Source organism: Actinomadura rubrisoli (genome assembly GCF_004349215.1).
Classification (GTDB): Bacteria; Actinomycetota; Actinomycetes; order Streptosporangiales; family Streptosporangiaceae; genus Spirillospora; species Spirillospora rubrisoli.
Genome location: NZ_SMKU01000180.1, coordinates 1 through 18,834, shown reverse-complemented (window position 1 = coordinate 18,834; position 18,834 = coordinate 1). Strand labels below are relative to the sequence as shown.

Below are 18,834 nucleotides of genomic sequence, written 5' to 3'. Positions count from 1 at the left end.
GTGGGGGTCGGGGCGGTTGGTGGTGCCGTGTAGGCGGGTGAGGAGGTCGATGACTTCGCCGCCGGTGAGGTTGGGCCAGAGGGTGACGTCGCCGGGGACGTAGGCCAGGCGGCGGTGCAGGGTGGTGGCGTGGTGCCAGGGGTCGCCGTTCAGGAGGCGGGTGGTGCCGGTGTCGGCGCGGATGAGGCCGAGCAGGATGCGGATGGTGGTGGATTTGCCGGCGCCGTTGGGGCCGAGGAAGCCGTGTACCTCCCCGGTCCGCACGGTCAGGTCCAGGCCGTCGAGCGCGCGCGTCCGGCCGAAGGTCTTCACCAGGCCGGACACCTGGATCGCATCAGTCATCGTGGTCTCCCTCGGCGGCCGCGGCCGCCTCGTACTGGTCCAGTACCGCGTGGCCCCGCTCGACGATCTCCCGGCTGAGCAGCCGGTCGTCGAAGACCTCCAGGATCGCCCGCCGCAGCCGCGGCGAGCCCTCCATGGAGAGGGTGTCGGTGCCGAGCGCCCGCGACAGGTGCTCGTGCAGCACGACGACGCCGGCGCTCATCGCCGCGGTCGCGGCGGCGTAGGCGTGCAGGTCCCGGGTCGTCGGCGGGGAAACGCCCGGGGGCGGGTCGGCGAGGTACCGCTCGGTCATCTCGACCAGGTCGTCGAACAGCTGCGCCGCCGCGGGCGAGCCGTCGACCAGGGCGCGGGCGAGGTAGCGCCGCACCGGTAGGTCGGCCCGCATCGCCGCCGACAGGAAGCCGGGGTCGCGGCTCTCCCCGCTGGTCGACTGGACGCTGACGCGGCGCACGACGTCGAGCACGTAGGCGTCGCAGGCTGCCCGCAGCGCCTCCTTCGAGCCGAAGTGGTGCTGGACGAGGCCGACCGAGACCCCGGCCGCCTCCGCGATGCCCCGGTACGTCGCACCCCTCATGCCGTGCTCGGCGAACCGCAGCAGCGCCGCGTCCCTGATCCGGGCCCGCGCCGTCAGATCCTCCGAGGCCGGGGCCCTGCCCCGGCCGGCCGTCACCATTGATCCTCACCGTCCAATATGTGCGTACGGTAAACAATACCGCTGTATACCATACACCTGTATTGGCCGATGGGCACACGGGATCCAGGGGCGGGAGAATCAAGATTCCGTAAATACGCCGTGCTGCGACGGCGAAGGGCGGCGAGAAGGCGGGTGTCAGGGCTTTCGGGCCACGGCCCCGTAGACGTCCACGTCGTCCGGCTCGCCGAACAGATCGGCCTCCGGGCGCCAGCGCAGGCACGAGACCTGGCCGGGTTCGAGGAGTTCGAGCCCCTCGTACAGCCGCGCCAGTTCGGCGGGCGTGCGCAGGACGTACGGGACGGCGCCGGTGTCGTCGTAGTCCTCCTGCGCCTGCTGGAGGGCCTCGCCCTGCACCTCGTAGGTGCCGTCGTAGTGGATGAGGTGGCTCCCGGGCGCGAGGGCGTCCAGAAGGTGCCGCGTGAGCGCCAGCGCCTCCTCGAAGTCGGCGATGTGGCCGAGGACGCCCATCAGCATCAGCGCGACCGGCCGCCCGAGGTCCAGCGTCCGCGCGGCCTCCCGCAGGATCCTGCCGGGGTCGCGCAGGTCGGCGTCGATGTAGTCGGTGGCGCCCTGGGGGGTGCTGGTCAGCAGCGCGCGGGCGTGCGTCAGGACGAGGGGGTCGTTGTCGACGTAGACGATCCGGGCGCCGGGCGCGGCCCGCTGCGCGACCTCGTGCGTGTTGTCCATGGTCGGCAGGCCGGTGCCGACGTCGAGGAACTGCAGGACGCCCCGCTCCCCGGCCAGGTGCCGGACGGCCCGGCTGAGGAAGATCCGCGACGCTCGCGCCATGTCGACCACGCCCGGTGCCTGCTCGCGGTACAGGTCCCCGGCCGCGCGGTCCACCGGGTAGTTGTCCTTGCCGCCCAGCCAGTAGTTCCAGATCCGGGCCGAGTGCGGGACGGTCGTGTCGATCTCCGGGCCCAGCGGCGGGGGAAGCGGCGCGTGGTCGGTCACGGGATCCTTCCTTCCGGGACGTGGCGTGAGGGTCTGCCCTCCCGCCACGAACCTAGACGCCGACCCTCCGCCGCCGCACGCGCGGCCCGTCCCGGCGGGGGCGCCAAGGGGCATAAACGACTTGCCGAAACCCCCGGGCCGCACCGACCGCACTTCACCTGGTCAGTTAGCTTAGGCTAGCCTCATCTGGTGCTGTCCTCTGCGCGGAGAACCCCCCTCGACGCCCCGGTCCGGACGGCCGCGCCGCACCGCGCCGGGCGCTGGGCCGGGCTCGCCGCCCTCGCGGGCGCGCTGCTGCTGGCGGTCGCCGCGAGCTTCGCCGTCGGAGCCGAGCACATCCCGCTCGGACGGGTGGCCGCCGGCGTGTTCTCCCCGGACGGGTCGAAGGACGCGCTGATCGTCCAGGAGCTGCGGCTGCCCCGGACGCTGCTCGGCCTCGGGGTGGGCGTCGCGCTCGGGCTGGCCGGCGCGGTGATGCAGGCGCTCACCCGCAACCCGCTCGCCGAGCCGGGGCTGCTCGGCGTGAACGGCGGCGCCTCGCTCGCCGTCGTCATCGTCATCGGCGCCTTCCGCGTGGACGAGGTGCTCGTCTACGTGTGGGCAGCCTTCCTCGGCGCCGCGGGCGCGGCGATGCTCGTCTACCTGATCGGCGCGCGAGGGCGGGGCGGGGCGTCCCCGGCGCGGCTGGTGCTCGCGGGCGCGGCGGTCAACGCCGTGTTCACCGCGCTGACGGCGGGCCTGATGCTGCTCAACCCGCGCAGCTTCAACGGCTTCCGGTTCTGGCAGGTCGGCACCCTCGGCGGGCGGGACCTGGGCGTCTTCTTCCGGGTGCTGCCGTTCATCGCGGCCGGAACGGTCCTGGCGCTGCTGCTGGCCCGTCCGCTGAACGCCCTCGGCCTCGGCGACGACGCGGGACGGGCGCTCGGCGCGCGGCCGGGCCAGGCCCGCGCGCTCGGCGCCCTCGCGGTGGTGCTGCTGTGCGGGTCCGCGACCGCGGCGGCGGGGCCGATCACGTTCCTCGGCCTGGCCGTCCCGTTCATCGTCCGGGCCCTCGTCGGGCCGGACCAGCGGTGGGTGCTGCCCTACTCGCTGCTGCTCGCGCCCGTCCTGCTGCTGGGCGCCGACATCATCGGGCGCGTCGTCGCGCCGGGGGAGCTGGAGACCGGCATCGTCACCGCGTTCCTCGGGGCGCCCCTGTTCATGCTGATGGTGCGGCGGGGAAGGACACGCGACCTGTGAGCGAGGGGCGGCGCCTGGACGTGCTGGAGGCGAGGGACGGGGAAGGGCCGCGCCGCGAGGCGCCCCGCGCGCGCATGGGAACCAGGGTGGTGCGCGCGGGCGCGCTGTCGGTGCGGTGGGAGCCGCGCACCGCGCTGGTGTGCGCGGTGCTCGCGCTCGTCGCGTTCGGCGCCGCCGTCCTCGTCGTCGGCTCCGGGGAGTTCCCCATCTCGCCCCCGGACGTGCTCCGGGCCCTCGTCGGGCAGGGCGACCAGGCGACGGAGTTCATCGTCAGGACCCTGCGGCTGCCGCGGGCCGTCACCGGGCTGCTCGCCGGGCTGGCCCTGGGGCTCAGCGGCGCGATCTTCCAGAGCATGTCGCGCAACCCGCTCGGCAGCCCCGACCTCATCGGCTTCACCACCGGCGCGGCGACCGGCGCGCTGCTGCAGATCCTGGTGTTCGGCGGCGGCGCCGTCGCGGTCGCGGCCGGCTCGGCGGGCGGCGCGGTGCTGACCGCGCTGGCGGTCTACCTGGTGGCCTACCGGCCCGGCGGCGGGGTGCACGGCGTCCGGCTGGTGCTGATCGGCGTCGCCGCGGCGGCGATGCTGGAGGCGCTGAACTCCTACCTCATCACCCGCGCCGAGCTGCGCGAGGCGTACGAGGCGGCGTTCTGGCTGACCGGGAGCCTGAACGGGCGCGGCTGGGAGCAGGCCGTCCCGCTGGCCGCCGCGCTGGCCGTCCTCGTCCCGGCCGCGCTCGCGCTCGGCGGGCGCCTCGGGATGGGCGAGCTGGGCGACGACGCGGCGCAGGCGCTCGGCGTGCCCGTCCAGCGGACCCGGGCGCTGCTCATGGTCGCCGGGGTGGGCCTCGTCGCGGCGGCGACCGCGGCCACCGGGCCCGTCCCGTTCGTCGCGCTCGCCGCGCCGCAGCTCGCCCGGCGCCTGACCCGGCGCGCCGGCGCGCAGCTGCTGCCCGCCGCGCTCACCGGCGCGGCGCTGCTGGCCTGCGGCGACCTCATCTCGCTGCACCTGCCGGTCGCGCTGCCCGTGGGCGTCGTCACCGGCGTCCTGGGCGGGGCGTACCTGGCCTGGCTGCTGTCGACCACGGGACGGAAGGGGATGCCGTGAGCAGGCTCCGCGCGGAGGGCCTCACGCTGGCGTACGAGCGGCGCGTGGTCGCCGAGGGGCTCGGGGTGGCGATCCCCGACGCCTCGTTCACGGTCATCGTCGGGCCCAACGCGTGCGGGAAGTCGACCCTGCTGCGCGCCCTGGCGAGGCTGCTGCGCCCCCGCGAGGGGACCGTCCTGCTGGACGGCGCGCCGATCGGCGACCTGCCGCCGAAACGGCTCGCGCGGCTGCTCGGGCTGCTGCCGCAGTCGCCGCTCACGCCGGAGGGCATCACGGTCGCCGACCTCGTGGCGCGCGGCCGCCACCCCTACCAGGGGCTGCTGCGCCAGTGGTCGCGCGAGGACGAGCGCGCGGTCGGCGAGGCGATGGACGCCGTGGGCGTCGCCGACCTGGCGGGCCGCGTCGTGGACGAGCTGTCCGGCGGGCAGCGCCAGCGGGTCTGGCTGGCGCTCGTCCTGGCCCAGCAGACCGGGATCATGCTGCTGGACGAGCCGACGACGTACCTGGACATCGCGCACCAGATCGAGGTGCTCGACCTGTGCTCGCGGCTGCACGAGGAGGGCCGCACGCTCGTCGCGGTGCTGCACGACCTGAACCACGCCTGCCGGTACGCCACGCACCTCATCGCGATGCGCGGCGGCGAGGTGCTCGCGCAGGGTCCGCCCGGCGAGATCGTCACCGCCGACCTCGTGCAGGAGGTCTTCGGCCTGCCGTGCCGCGTCATCGACGACCCGGAGACCGGGACCCCGCTGATCGTCCCGGTGGACCGGCGGCGGGCGTTGACGGCGGAAAAACGCCTCAATTAGGTTAGCCTTACCTAATTCTTGGAAGGGGTTCCGTGCTGACCTGGGAAGAGCTGCGCGCCGCGCTGGCCGACGTGCTCGGAGAGCCGGCGGAGGCCGGCGACAACCTCATCGAGCTCGGAATGGACTCGATCCGGCTCATGCAGCTGACCGGCCGGCTCCGCCGCCGCGGGATCGAGGTCCGCTTCGCCGAGCTCGCCGAGCGCCCCACCCTCGCCGGCTGGTGGGACCTGCTCGCCGAGCGCGGCCAGGTGGACGCCTCCGGCGCCCCGGCACCCACCGAGCCGGCTGAGCCGGCTGAGCTTGCCGACGACGCGGGCATCGAGCCGGACGAGCCGTTCCCCCTCGCGCTCATGCAGCACGCCTACTGGATCGGCCGCGACTCCGGCCAGTCGCTCGGCTCGGTCGCCGCGCACCTGTACGTCGAGCTGGACGGCCGAGCGATCGACCCCGCCCGGTTCGAGGACGCCGTCCGCGCGCTGGCCGAGCGGCACCCGATGCTGCGCGTCGCCGTCCTGGACGACGGGACCCAGCGCGTCCTGCCCGAGCGCCCCGGGCCCGCCGTGACCGTCCACGACCTGCGGGAGGCGGCCGACCCCGGCGCGGAGCTGGAGCGGATCCGCGCCGAGATGTCGCAGCAGCGGCTTCCGATCGGCGACGGCCGCGTCTTCGACGCGCGGCTCAGCCTGCTGCCCGCCGGGACGGCCCGCCTCCACCTGGACGTCGACATGGTCGCCGCCGACGCGATGAGCTACCGCGTCATGCTGGCCGACCTCGCCGCGCTGTACGAGGGCGAGACCCTCGCGCCGATCCGCTACGGCTACGCCCGCTACCTCGCCGACGACCCGCGCGCCGAGGCCCGCGAGAAGGACCGGCGGTGGTGGGCCGAGCGCCTCGCCGACCTGCCCGGCCCGCCCGACCTGCCGGTCGTCGCCGAGCCGGGGGACCGCGTCGAGCGCAAGCACCACTGGCTGCCGCCGGACGACCGGGAGCGGTTCATCGCCCGCGCCCACGCCGAGGGCGTCACCCCGGCGATGGCGCTCGCCGCCGTGTTCGCCGAGGTGATCGGCGCCTGGTCGGCGACGCCGCGCTTCCTGCTGAACCTGCCGCTGTTCCACCGCGAGCCCGTGCATCCGGACGTGGACGCGGTCGTCGGCGACTTCACCGGCTCGATCATGCTGGAGGCCGACACCGGCACCGAGTTGACCTTCGTCGGACGGGCCCGCGCGCTGCAGAAGCGGCTGCACACCGCCGGGGCGCACAGCGACTACTCCGGCCTGGAGGTGCTGCGCGACCTGTCCAGGCTGCGCGGCGAGCAGGTCCTGGCCCCGGTCGTCTACACCAGCGCGCTCAACCTCGGCGAGCTGTTCGGCGAGCGGGTCCGCGGATCGTTCGGCGAGCCGGAGTGGATCATCTCGCAGGGCCCGCAGGTGCTGCTGGACGCGCAGGTGACCGAGGTGTCCGGCGGGCTCCTGCTGAACTGGGACGTGCGCCGTCCCGCGTTCCCGGACGGCGTCGCCGAGGCGATGTTCGGCGCCTACACCTCCGCGATCACCCGGCTGGGCGCGCCCGGCGCCGACTGGGACGCGCCGCTCGGCATCGGCGCGCCGCCGGAGCAGCTGCGCGTGCGGCAGCGTCTCAACGCCACCCCGGCGCCGCCCCGGCGGACGCTCACGGGGGGCTTCTTCGACCACGCTCGCCGAACCCCCGCCGCTCCCGCGCTGCACTGGGGCGACGACGGCACCCTGACGTACGGCGAGCTGGCCGGCCGTTCGCTGCGCATCGCGGCGGGCCTCGTCGCCGGCGGCGTCCGGCCGGGCGACCGGGTGTCGGTGGAGTTCCCCAAGGGCCCCGCCCAGGCCGCCGCCGTCCTGGGCGTCCTCGCCGCCGGGGCCGCCTACGTCCCGATCGGCGCCGAGCAGCCGGAGGCCCGCCGCGCCAGGATCCGCGCGACCGCGGGCGTGGCCGCGTCGCTCACTCCGGACGCCGTGCCCGACGCCGAGCCGCTCGCCGGGCCCGTCGCCGCCGGTCCCGACCAGGTCGCGTACGTGCTGTTCACGTCCGGGTCCACGGGCGAGCCGAAGGGCGTCGAGGTGTCGCACGGCGCGGCCATGGCCACCATCGGCGACCTCGTCGAGCGGTTCTCGCTCAGCCCGCGGGACGTCACGCTCGGGATCTCCGCGCTCGACTTCGACCTGTCCGTCTTCGACCTGTTCGCGCCCTGGTCGGCGGGCGGCGCCGTGGTCCTCCCGCTGGAGGACGAGCGCCGTGACGCCGCCCGCTGGGGCGAGCTGGCCCGGCGCTGGCCGGTGACCGTACTGAACTGCGTCCCGTCCGTCCTGGAGATGCTGCTGCGCTCCGGCCCGGCCGGGGGCCTGCGGCTGGTGCTGCTCGGCGGCGACTGGGTCGGCACCCACCTGCCCGCCCTGCTGGAGGAGCGCGCGCCCGGCGCCCGTTTCGTGGCGCTCGGCGGGACGACCGAGACCGCGATCCACTCCACCGTGCAGGAGGTCGCCGGAGAGGTCCCGGCCGACTGGCACGCCGTCCCGTACGGCGTCCCCCTGTCCGGTGTCGCCTGCCGGGTCGTGGACGAGCTGGGCCGCGACCGCCCCGACTGGGTGACGGGCGAGCTGTGGATCGGCGGCGCGGGCGTCGCGGACGGCTACACCGGCGACCCCGGGCGCACCGCCGACCGGTTCGTCGTCCACGACGGCATGCGCTGGTACCGGACGGGCGACCTCGCCCGCTACCGCCCGGACGGGTCCCTGGAGTTCCTGGGCCGCAGCGACCACCAGGTCAAGGTCCGCGGCTTCCGGATCGAGCTCGGCGAGGTCGAGGCGGCGCTGCAGGACCACCCGGCCGTGGAGCGCGCCGTGGCCTTCCTGGCCGACGGCCGCCTGACCGCCGCGACGACCCCCGTCCCAGGCGGCGCGCCGGACCGCGAGGAGGTCCTGGACCACGCCCGGGGCCTTCTCCCGCCGCACATGGTCCCGGAGCTGCTGATCCCGCTGGCGGAACTGCCGCTCACGGCCAACGCCAAGGTCGACCGGAAGGCGCTCGCCGCGCTGGCCGCCGCCGAGGCGGGCGGCCCCGGCGCCGCCTTCGCCGAGCCGGAGACGCCCCTGGAGAAGGTGCTGTCCCGGATCGTCGCCGAGGTGCTGGAGAAGGAGCGCGTCGGCGCGGACGCCGACTTCTTCGCCCTCGGCGGCGACTCCGTCCTGGCGACCACCGTGATCGCGCGGCTGCGGGAGGCGCTCGATACCACCGCCCTGCCGGTCGGCGTCCTGTTCGCCGAGCGGACGGTCTCGCGCGCCTGCCGCCGCTTCACCGAGCTGGAGGAGACCCCCGGGCGCCTGGACGCCGTCGCCGCCATCTGGCTGGAGGTGGAGGCGATGGACGAGTCCCAGGTCTCGGCCCGCCTGACCGCCCGCTAGGGATGCCCTAAGACGGCGGCGGGGTCACGAGGCGGGGTCGGGGTCCGGGACCGGGGACAGGGTCGCCGTGCGCAGGCCGGTGAGCGTGATGGCCAAGGCGAGCGCCAGGGCGGCGCTCACCGTGCCGTAGACGACGATGGCGGCGCCGGGCGCGAGGTAGCGGCCGAGCGCTCCGGCGCCGAGCGCGCCCACCGCGCCGCCGCCGGTCTCCTGCGCCGCCCAGAGCGCGTTCACCCGGCCGAGGTGGGAGTCGGGGGTGTGCGACTGGATGAGGCCGTACCGCAGGATCTCCTCGATGGACGCGACGAACCCGTACACCAGCAGGATCGCGACGGCGACCGCGGGATGTCGGGCGAGGCCCAGGCAGGCGAGCGCGGCGAAACCGGCGACCGACGCGACGAGCAGAGCGCGGCCGGGGGCGCGCGCGGAGCCCGCCCAGCCGCTGGTGACGGACGCGAGCACGGCGCCGCACGCGGGAGCGGCGTACAGGAGGCCGACCGTGGCCGGGCCGCCGTCGAGGCTGCGCGCCGCGAACGCGGGCATCAGGACGGGGATGCCGCCCGCGACCATGAACAGCAGGCCCAGCAGCATGAGCGAGCCCACGACCCGGTGGGACGCGACGAACCGCAGGCCCGCCCCGATGGCCTTCAGCGGATTGCGCGCCGCCTCGTCCTCGTCCCCGCCGGTGGGTTCGAGCGGGGGCAGCGCCGTCAGCAGGCCGAGCGTGCCCAGGGTGCCCGCGGCGGCGGCCGCGTAGTTCCAGCCGACGCCGAACGCCGACACGACGAGGCCGCCGAGGGCGGGGGAGAGCATCGAGCCGAGCCGGACGGTCAGCGCGTTGAGCGCGCCCGCGGCGACGAGCTTGTCCGGGCCGACGAGCGCGGGAGTCGCGGCGAGCAGGGCCGTGACGCTGACGCCGGTCGCGAGCCCGTCCCAGGCCGCGAGCGCGTACAGCGCGGCCGTCGACGGGGACGGCAGGAAGGCGTTGACCGTCAGCAGCACGAAGCCCGCGCCGGCGGCCGTCCGCGCGTGCAGCATGAGCCGCCGCCGGTCGTGCCGGTCGGCCAGCACGCCGCCCCACAGGAAGCCCGCGAGGAGCGCGAGGCCCTCGGCGGCCGACACCGCGCCGACGTGGACGGTCGAGCCGGTCAGGTCGTAGACCTGGACGGGGACGGCCACCATCAGCATGCCGATCCCGAAGACGGAGACCGTCCGGGCGATGAACACGTTGCGGAACGGCCGGCTGGTGCGCAGCGGGCCGATGTCCATGGCCAGGCGGCGGAGCATCGTCGGGGTTCTCCTCGGATGGGCGAATGGCTAAGGTAAGCCTAGCCTTAGTTGCTCTTGAGGAAGAGGACGAGCCGGTGCAGCGCATGCTGATGAACGGAAAGATCCACCGAGCGACCGTGACCCAGGCGGACCTGCACTACGTGGGCTCCCTGACGATCGACGCCGACCTGATGGAGGCCGCCGACATCGTGGAGGGCGAGCAGGTCCACGTCGTCGACATCGCCAACGGCGCCCGGCTGGTCACCTACGCCATCACCGGCGAGGCGGGGAGCGGGGTCATCGGGGTCAACGGCGCGGCGGCGCACCAGGTGCGGCCCGGCGACCTGGTGATCATCATCACCTACGCGGCGCTGGACGAGGCGGACCGGCGCCGCCACGCGCCCCGGGTCGTCCACGTCGACGGCGCCAACCGGATCGTCGCGCTCGGCTCCGACCCGTCCGAGCCGGTCCCCGGCGCCCCGGCCCAGCTCGCCGGGCGATGACCGTGGAGGCGGGCATGGACGGGTTCACCCCCTGGCCGAGCGACCTCGAAGCGCGCTACAAGGCGGAGGGCTACTGGGGCGACCGGCTCCTCGGCGACGTCCTGCGCGGCGACCCCGGCCGGACGGCGCTCGTCGCCGGCGCCGAGCGGCTCACCTACGCCGAGCTGGACCGGCGCGCCGACCGCACCGCCGCCGGGTTCCTGCGGCTCGGCATCCGGCGCGGCGACCGCGTGGTCGTCCAGCTTCCCAACACCGCGGCGTTCGTCGTGACGTTCCTCGCGCTCGTGCGGATCGGCGCGGCGCCCGTGCTCGCTCTGCCCGCGCACCGCGACAGCGAGGTCCGCTACCTGTGCGAGCTGGCCGAGGCCCGCGCCTACGTCTCCGCCGAGACCGACGGGGGCTTCGACTACCGCTCGATGGCCCGGACGCTGCCCGTGGAGCACGTGGTCGTGGACGGCGACGCGCAGGAGTTCACCGCGCTCGCCGACCTCGACATCGACACAGGCGAGGAACCGGGCCGCCCGGACCGTCCGGACCCGTCCGACGTGGGGGTCTTCCTGCTGTCCGGCGGAACCACGGGGCTGCCGAAGCTGATCCCTCGGACGCACCGCGACTACGTCTACAACCTCCAGGCCAGCGCCGAGGTGTGCGGCTTCACGCGCGACACCGTCTACCTCGTGGTGCTCCCGGCCGCCCACAACTTCGCGCTCGCCTGCCCCGGCATCCTCGGCGTCTTCGCGACCGGCGGGACCGTGGTGCTGGCGCCGTCCGGGTCGCCGGACGAGGCGTTCCCGCTCATCGAGCGCGAGCGCGCGACGGTGTGCGCGGTCGTGCCGCCGATCGCGATGCTGTGGCTGGACGCGGCGACCTGGTCGGAGGAGGACCTGTCCTCGCTCGCGCTGCTCCAGGTCGGCGGCGCCAAGTTCGCCGCCGCGCGCGCCGCCGAGGTGCCGGCGGTCCTCGGGTGCGCGGTGCAGCAGGTCTTCGGGATGGCGGAGGGCCTGCTGAACTACACGCGCCTGGACGACCCCCGCGAGCTGGTCGAGCGGACCCAGGGCCGCCCGCTGTCACCGGCCGACGAGATCCGCGTGGTGGACGAGGACGGCAAGAGCGTGCCGCCCGGCGAGGTGGGGGAGCTGCTCACGCGCGGCCCGTACACGCTCCGCGGCTACTACCGCGCGCCCGAGCACAACGCGCGCTCCTTCACCCCGGACGGCTTCTACCGGACCGGCGACCTGGTCCGGGAGCTGCCGTCCGGGCACCTCGTCGTGGAGGGCCGCGAGAAGGACCAGATCAACCGGGGCGGCGACAAGATCTCCGCCGAGGAGCTGGAGAACCACCTGCTCGCCCACCCGGCGATCCACGACGCCGCCGTGGTGGGCCTGCCCGACCCGATGATGGGCGAGCGGACGTGCGCGTTCCTCATCGTCCGGGAGGCCGCGCTCCCGGGCGGCGGCCCCGCACTCCGCGAGATCAAGGACTTCCTGCGCGGGCGCGGCGTCGCCGCCTACAAGTTCCCCGACCGCGTCGAGCACGTCGACCGCTTCCCGCGCACCCCCGTAGGCAAGATCAGCAAGAAGGAGCTGGCCGCCCGCCTCGCCGCAGGCCGACCGGACGATCAGGGGAGGGGGACCACGTAGGGGGCGATGCTGGAGAGCTTCTCGCAGGTCTCCTCGTACTCGCGCTCCGGGGTGGAGCCGCTGACGATCCCGGCGCCCGCGCGCAGCCACGCGCGGCCGTCCTCGTTGTAGAGGGCGCGCAGGACCAGGGCGGAGTCGAGCGCGCCGTCGTGCGAGGCGGCGACGACGGCGCCCGCGTACAGGCCGCGGGTCTCCTCCAGGCGGCCGATGGCCTCGATCGCCTCGGCCTTCGGGATGCCCGACGCGGTGACGCCGGGGAACAGCGCGTCCAGCGCGTCCCACGACGAGCGGTCCGGGGCGAGGACGCCGCTGACGGTGGAGCCGAGGTGCTGCACGCTGCCGCGCTCCTTCACGGACATGAACCCGGTGATCTGGACGGTGCCGGGCGCGCACACCCCGTGCAGCTCGTCCTGCGACGTGCGGACGGACACCGCGTGCTCGAAGATCTCCTTCGGGTCGGTCTCCAGCTCGCGCCGCGTCCGCGCGTCCTCGCCGGGGCCGAGGCCGAACGCGCGGGTGCCCGCGAGCGGCTGGGTCATGACGCGGCCGCCGCCGTCGACGCTCGCGAGGACCTCGGGGCTGAAGCCGGTGGCCTGGAAGCCGCCGAGGTCGAGCAGGAAGGACCGCGCCGGGGTGTTGGCCGCGCGGCCGCGCACGTAGGTGGACACGACGTCGACCGGGAACGGGACGTCGAGCCGCCGGGAGACGATGACCTTCTGGTAGCGGCCGGCGTGGATCTCCGACACCGCCTGCGCGACCCGCGTCCGGTACCGCTCGCCGTCCACGCGCACGTCGACCGGGGACGGGGTCCCGGCCGCCGGGCCGTCGGCCTTGGCGAGGAGCTTGGCGACCTGCTCCACCTCGGCGGGGTCGACGCCGGTCACGCGGGCCCGGCCGTGCTCGGCCGCGACCTCGGTGCGCGGGACGACCAGGTGCGCGAGCCGTCCGGCCGGGGCGGGCGCGGCCAGCTCGAACGCGATCCAGCCGTAGGCGTTCCACGCGGGCAGCGGCGCGGCGGCGAACGCCGAGCGCAGCGCGTCCGCCGGCCGCCCGGCCCACGGCCCGCAGGTCTCCGGGGCGCCCGGCCAGCGGACCCGCAGCGCGCCGGCGTCCAGGACCACCTCGCCGAGCGCGCCGCCCGCGAAGGTGTAGGAGTCCGGCCGTTCGTAGACGACGTAGTCGTCGAAGAGCCCCGATCCGGCCAGCCGGGCCATGAGCTCCAGCGGATCCGAGGCGGATTCGACCACGAGCTCCGTGAACTTCTCATCAGTGTGCAGACCGAGGGACAAGGCAGCCAACTCCCCTTCACGGGATGGGAACGGAGCAAACTTAGGAAAGGCTAACCTTGTATGTTTTTTGTAGGCAAGGCTAACCTAACCGGCGATGGTGGCAGCCACAACGGAAGAGTTGATCGTGCGGGATCAGACGGCGGCGGCACGGCGGCGCGAGCTCATGCGGCGGATGATGGCGGAGGCGGGTCTCGGTTCCGGTACCGCCCGGCCCGCCCCTCGCGGAGCCGGCGGTCCGGCGCCCCTGTCCTACGCGCAGCAGAGCATGTGGCTGCACCACCGGACGTTCCCGGAAAGTCCCGCGTACAATGTGTGCCTCCTCATCCGCATGTCGGGTGCTCTGGACACCGGCGCGTTGCGGGAGGCCCTGCGTGGGCTCATCCGCCGCCACGCCATCCTCCGCACAACGTACGCGGACGGCGCCGGGAGGGGTCCCGGCGACGGCGCGGACGGCCAGGACGGCGCGGACGGCCTGGCCGGTGGCGCGGGCCGTGCCGGCGGCCTCGGTGACGTCGTGCAGGTGGTCACCGACGACGATGCGCTCGACCTGCCGCCGGTCGAATGCGCGGACGCCGAGGCGCGGGCCGCCCGGCTCGCGGCCGAGCCGTTCGACCTGCGGACGCAGCGGCCGATCCGGCTGGAGCTGCTCCGGCTCGGCGAAGGCGAGCACGCGCTGGTCCTCGTCGTGCACCACATCGCGTGGGACGGCATAACCTGGGGATCGCTGTCGCGCGACCTGTCCGCGCTCTACCGGGCGGCCGTGACGGGAGAGCCCGACGGGCTGCCCGCGCTCGACGTCCAGTACGCCGACTTCGCCGAGTGGGAGCAGAAGCAGCCCGTCCGCGAGGACGACCTGGCCTACTGGCGCGGCCGCCTGGACCCGCCGCCCGCGCCGCTCGACCTGCCCGCCGACCGCCCGCGCGGCGCCGCCGTCTCCGAGCGGGGCGGACGGCGGGCGCGCCTGTTCGACGCCGCGGTGACCGAGGGGATGCGGCGGCTCGCCGCCCAGGAGAACCTCACCCCGTACATGGTGATGCTCGCCGCCTACGCCGTCCTGCTGCACCGCTACACGGGCGCGGACGACGTGGCGATCGGGTCGGCGGTGATGAACCGCGAGCACGCCGAGGTCGAGCGGCTCGTCGGCAACTTCGGCAACACGCTGGTGCTGCGGACGGACCTGTCCGGCGCGCCGACGTTCCGCGAGGCCCTGCACCGCGTCGGACGGACGTGCGCGGAGGGGTTCGCGCACCAGGCGCTGCCGTACGACCGCATCGTCCAGGAGCTTCGTCCGGCGCGCGCGCGTGGACGGTCGGCGTTCTTCGACACGATGCTGCTGTTCCTCGCCCAGGAGATCGGCGAGCTGGACCTGCCCGGCGTCACGTCGAGCTGGACGCACATCCACAACGGGACCACGCACTTCGACCTGTCGCTGGAGGCGTTCGTCCGGGCACAGGGCATGACGGTCGAGGCGACGTTCCGGCGGGAGCTGTTCGACGACGAGCGCGTCGACGCGCTGCTCGGCCACCTGGAGACGCTGCTCGGCGACGCGCTGGCCGACCCCGACCGGCCGATCGGCGCGCTGGAGATGATGGGCGCGGACGAGCGCGCGGTCATCGCCGACGCCAACGCCACCGGCCGCGCCGTCCCGGACACCGACGTCGTCGCGCTGTTCGGGGAGCAGGCCGCCCGCACCCCGGACGCGACGGCCGTCGAGGCCGAGACGGGCACCCTCACCTACGCGGAGCTGGACCGCCGGTCGTCGGCGCTGGCCGCCGCGCTGCGCGCCCGCGGGGCCGCGCCGGACCGCGTCGTCGCGCTCGCCCTCCCGCGCACGCCCGACCTGGTGGTGGCGCTGCTGGGCGTGCTGAAATCGGGCGCCGCGTACCTGCCGCTGGACCTGGAACATCCCGCCGACCGGCTCGCCTACATGCTGGACGACGCGCGCCCGCTCTGCACGGTCGCCGCTCCGGAGACCGCCGGCCTGCTCCCGGAGGGCACGGACGTCCTGCTGCTCGACGACACCGTCTACGACACCGGCCAGGGGCCACCTTCCTGGCGCGTCCGCGCGGACGACCTCGCCTACGTCATCTACACCTCCGGCTCGACCGGCCGCCCCAAGGGCGTGGCGGTCCCGCACGCCGCGCTCGCGAACTTCCTGCTCGACACGCGCGCACGGCTGGGCCTCGGCGGCGACGACCGGCTGGTCGCGGTGACGACCATCGCGTTCGACATCGCCGCGCTGGAGCTGTACGCGCCGCTGATCAGCGGGGCGGCGGTCGTGCTGGCCTCCCGCGACACGGTCCGCGACCCGGCCGCGCTCGCCGGGACGCTCAAGGACGCGACCGTCGTGCAGGGCACCCCGTCGCTGCTCGGCACACTCGACCCGGCGGCGCTGAAGGGGCTGCGGGTCCTGGTCGGCGGCGAGGCGCTGCCCGCCGCGCTCGCGGAGACCCTGGAGGCGTCCGCCGCGCTCGCGACCAACCTGTACGGGCCGACCGAGGCGACGATCTGGGCGACGTCCGCCGACCTGCCGTCCTCCGGCATCGGCCGCCCGTTCTGGAACACGCGCGCCCACGTGCTCGACGCCGCGCTGCGTCCCGTCCCGCCCGGCGTCCCCGGCGAGCTGTACCTGGCGGGCGCGCAGCTCGCGCGCGGGTACACCGGGCGGCCCGGCCTGACGGCGGAGCGGTTCGTGGCCGACCCGTTCGGCCCGCCCGGAACCCGCATGTACCGGACCGGCGACCTCGCCCGGCGGGGCCGCGACGGCTCCATCGAGTACCTCGGCCGCACCGACGACCAGGTGAAGATCCGCGGCTTCCGGATCGAGCCGGCGGAGACGCAGGCCGTCCTGGCCGCCCTGCCGGGCGTCGCGCAGGCGGCGGTCGTCGTCCGCGAGGACCGCCCCGGCGAGCCCCGGCTGGCCGCCTACTACGTCCCCTCGGGCGCCCCATCGGACGGCGCGGGGGAGGCCACCGAGGCCGCCCTGCGCGACGGGCTCGCCAGGGCGCTGCCCGAGTACATGGTGCCGTCCGCGCTCATCGCCCTGGAGGCGCTGCCGCGGACCGTGAACGGCAAGCTCGACCGCGCCGCGCTCCCCGCGCCCGAGGCCGAGATCTCCGGGCGGGCGCCGCGCGACGCCCGCGAGACGGCCCTGTGCGCGATCTTCGCCGAGCTGCTCGGGCTCGACCGGGTCGGCGTCGACGACGACTTCTTCGCGCTCGGCGGGCACTCGCTGCTCGCGGCCCGCGTCGCCGCCAAGGCGCGGGCCGTGCTCGGCGGGGCGCTGTCCATCGCCGACGTCTTCGAGGCGCCCACGGTCGCGGCGCTCGCGCCGAGGCTCGCCGCGGCGAGCGGCCCGCGCGTCCGCGACGTCGTCCGGCCCGAGACCGTCCCGGCGTCGGCGGCGCAGCGGGGGCTGTGGCTGGAGGAGCGCCTGCGCGGCCCGTCCGCCTCCTACGCGCTGCCGCTCGGCCTCCGGCTCACCGGGCCCGTGGACGCGGACGCCCTGCGCGCCGCGCTCGCCGACGTCGTCGCCCGGCACGAGGCGCTCCGCACCCTGCTGGTCGAGGGGCCCGACGGCCTGCCCGTCCAGCGGATCCTGGAACCGGACGCGCCCGTGCCCTTCACCGTCCTCGACGCCCGCGCCGAGACCCCGGAGCGGCACGCCGCGATCGAGCGGGACGCCGCGTCCCACCTGTTCGACCTCGGCGCGGACCTCCCCATCCGGGCCACCCTCGTCCGGACCGGGGACGAGACGTGGTCGCTGATCCTCCTCCTGCACCACGCCGCCGCCGACGAATGGTCGTTCACGCCCCTGCTCGCCGACCTGGCACGCGCCTACCGGGCGCGGCTGGGCGGAGCGGAGCCCGGCTGGGACCCGCTGCCCGTCCAGTACGCCGACTACGCCGCCTGGCAGCGCGAGGCGGCACCCGGTACCGGCGACCGGATCGGCTTCTGGGAACGGGCGCTCGCCGGCCTGCCGGAGGAGACCGTCCTCCCGCTGGACCGGCCGCGACCGGCCGAGGCGAGCCACCGGGGCGGCCTGGTGCCGTTCCGGCTCCCCGCCGCCGGGGCGCGCCGGCTGGCCCGCGCGACCGGCACCAGCGTGTTCATGGTCCTGCACGCCGCGGTCGCCGCGCTGCTCCAGCGGTCGGGCGCGGGCGACGACGTCGCGCTGGGCTCGCCCATCGCCGGACGTACCGACGAGGACCTCGCCGACCTGGTCGGCGTGTTCGTCAACCCGCTGGTCCTGCGCACCGACCTGTCGGGCGACCCCACGTTCGCCGAGCTGCTCGACCGGGTGCGCGGCACCGACCTCGCCGCGTTCTCCCACGCCGACGTCCCGTTCGAGCGGGTGGTGGAGCGGCTGGCGCCCGAGCGGTCGCTGGCCCGCGGCCCGCTGTTCCAGGTGATGATCGTCCACCAGCGGCTGGACGATGTGCGGCTCGCGCTGCCGGGCGTGCGCGCCGAGCCGTTCCTGCCCGAGACCGGCGGCGTCAAGTCCGACCTGGACCTGTACTTCGCCGAGGGCGACGACGAGGTGGAGGGCTTCGCCGCGTTCGCCGCCGACCTGTTCGACGCGGCGACCGTCGAGGGCCTGCTGGACGGCTTGGACGAGCTGCTCGCCCAGGTCACCGCCGACCCCGGCCGCAGGCTGTCCACGCTGGGCGCCCCCGTGGCGCACCCGGACACCGCGCGCGAGTTCCCCGTCCGGACGGCCGCCGCGCTGATCGAGGCGCAGGCCGCCCGCACGCCGGACAAGACCGCCCTGGTGTTCGGGGACACCGCCCTGACCTACGCGGAGCTGGACCGCCGCGCGGAGGACCTCGCCGACCGGCTCGCCGTCGCCGGGGCGGGCCCGGAGCGGGTCGTCGCCCTCGCCCTCCCGCGCTCGGACGCGTTCGCCGTCGCGCTGCTCGCCGTGCTCAAGACCGGCGCCGCCTACCTCCCGATCGACCTGGCGTATCCGCCCGCCCGCGTGGAGGCGATGCTGGACGCCGTCCGCCCGCTGCTCGTCCTCGGCCGCGACGAGCCGCCCGCGGCCGCGCCGCGCCGCGTACGCCCCGCCCTCCACCCGGACCACCCCGCCTACGTGATCTTCACGTCGGGCTCGACCGGGACGCCCAAGGCGGTGGCGGGGACGCAGCGCGCCCTGGCCAACCGCCTCGCCTGGGGCGCGGACCTCGCGCCGCCCGGCGTGCGGGTCGCCAAGAGCTCGCCCGCCTTCATCGACGGCACCACCGAGCTGCTCGGCGGCCTGGCCGCCGGGGACACCGTCGCCATCGCGGACGACGCCACCGCCACCGACGCGGTCGCGCTCGCCGAGTTCATCGGACGGCACGGCGCGGGCCTGGTCACGCTCGTCCCGAGCCTGCTGGCCGCGCTGGCCGACAACGGGCTCCCCTCGTCCGTGACCACCTGGATCAGCAGCGGCGAGGCGCTGCCCGCCGCGCTCGCCGAACGCGTCCCGGCGCGTCTGGTCAACCTCTACGGCTGCTCGGAGGCGGCGGGGGACAGCCTGGTCGCCGAGGCCGGGAGGTCCGCCGGGCTGTCTCTTATAC

General features: G+C 75.4%; 12 protein-coding genes. 7 read left to right on the top strand and 5 right to left on the bottom strand.

What is annotated here, in order from left to right; translation table 11 throughout:
• The 3 genes from E1298_RS28220 to E1298_RS28210 form a co-directional block, all read right to left on the bottom strand.
• Window positions 1-342 (bottom strand): ATP-binding cassette domain-containing protein (locus E1298_RS28220; RefSeq protein WP_131898520.1); only part of this gene is annotated, 342 nt, incomplete at its 3' end.
• The gene (locus E1298_RS28215) at window positions 335-1,015 is read right to left on the bottom strand and encodes a TetR/AcrR family transcriptional regulator (RefSeq protein ID WP_131898518.1); all 681 of its coding nucleotides are present in this window, start codon (window positions 1,013-1,015) and stop codon (window positions 335-337) included. The genes E1298_RS28215 and E1298_RS28220, both read right to left, overlap by 8 nt.
• Window positions 1,016-1,171: 156 nt before the next feature.
• Window positions 1,172-1,990, bottom strand: coding sequence for an SAM-dependent methyltransferase (locus E1298_RS28210; protein WP_243725861.1), 819 nt, complete (start codon window positions 1,988-1,990; stop codon window positions 1,172-1,174).
• A 189-nt stretch (window positions 1,991-2,179) separates the two neighbouring features.
• Between E1298_RS28210 and E1298_RS28205 the strand changes: the two genes are divergently transcribed.
• The 4 genes from E1298_RS28205 to E1298_RS28190 are packed head-to-tail and all read left to right on the top strand — an operon-like array spanning window position 2,180 to window position 8,572.
• Window positions 2,180-3,229 (top strand): FecCD family ABC transporter permease, encoded by a 1,050-nt coding sequence (locus tag E1298_RS28205; protein ID WP_243725860.1) that lies wholly within the window; start codon window positions 2,180-2,182, stop codon window positions 3,227-3,229.
• Window positions 3,226-4,335, top strand: coding sequence for a FecCD family ABC transporter permease (locus E1298_RS28200; protein WP_341770654.1), 1,110 nt, complete (start codon window positions 3,226-3,228; stop codon window positions 4,333-4,335). The genes E1298_RS28205 and E1298_RS28200 overlap by 4 nt, the downstream gene beginning before the upstream one ends.
• Entirely contained in the window at window positions 4,332-5,141 is an 810-nt protein-coding gene (locus E1298_RS28195; protein ID WP_131898514.1) for an ABC transporter ATP-binding protein, read from the top strand. Before E1298_RS28200 ends, E1298_RS28195 begins: the two co-directional genes overlap by 4 nt.
• 32 nt (window positions 5,142-5,173) lie before the next feature.
• A complete protein-coding gene (locus E1298_RS28190) occupies window positions 5,174-8,572 on the top strand; it encodes a non-ribosomal peptide synthetase (RefSeq protein WP_131898512.1) in 3,399 nt (1,132 codons plus the stop codon).
• A gap of 24 nt (window positions 8,573-8,596) precedes the next feature.
• On the opposite strand, the gene entS is transcribed toward E1298_RS28190, so the two are convergent.
• Window positions 8,597-9,859, bottom strand: coding sequence for an enterobactin transporter EntS (entS, locus tag E1298_RS28185; protein ID WP_131898510.1), 1,263 nt, complete (start codon window positions 9,857-9,859; stop codon window positions 8,597-8,599).
• Window positions 9,860-9,936: 77 nt separating this feature from the next.
• Here entS and panD point away from each other — a divergent pair, with 77 nt between their 5' ends.
• Together panD and E1298_RS28175 are read left to right on the top strand one after the other, a co-directional pair.
• Window positions 9,937-10,344 carry an aspartate 1-decarboxylase gene (gene panD, locus E1298_RS28180; RefSeq protein WP_131898508.1) on the top strand — a complete coding sequence of 136 codons (408 nt, stop codon included), beginning with the start codon at window positions 9,937-9,939 and terminating at the stop codon, window positions 10,342-10,344.
• A 14-nt stretch (window positions 10,345-10,358) separates the two neighbouring features.
• A complete protein-coding gene (locus E1298_RS28175; protein ID WP_131898506.1) occupies window positions 10,359-11,984 on the top strand; it encodes a (2,3-dihydroxybenzoyl)adenylate synthase in 1,626 nt (541 codons plus the stop codon).
• Here E1298_RS28175 and E1298_RS28170 read toward each other — a convergent pair.
• The gene (locus E1298_RS28170) at window positions 11,963-13,273 is read right to left on the bottom strand and encodes a salicylate synthase (RefSeq protein ID WP_243725859.1); all 1,311 of its coding nucleotides are present in this window, start codon (window positions 13,271-13,273) and stop codon (window positions 11,963-11,965) included. The two genes, E1298_RS28175 and E1298_RS28170, sit on opposite strands and share 22 nt — an antisense overlap.
• Window positions 13,274-13,397: 124 nt before the next feature.
• Between E1298_RS28170 and E1298_RS28165 the strand changes: the two genes are divergently transcribed.
• The coding region (locus tag E1298_RS28165; protein ID WP_165975700.1) for a non-ribosomal peptide synthetase at window positions 13,398-18,834 on the top strand (5,437 nt) is incomplete at its 3' end.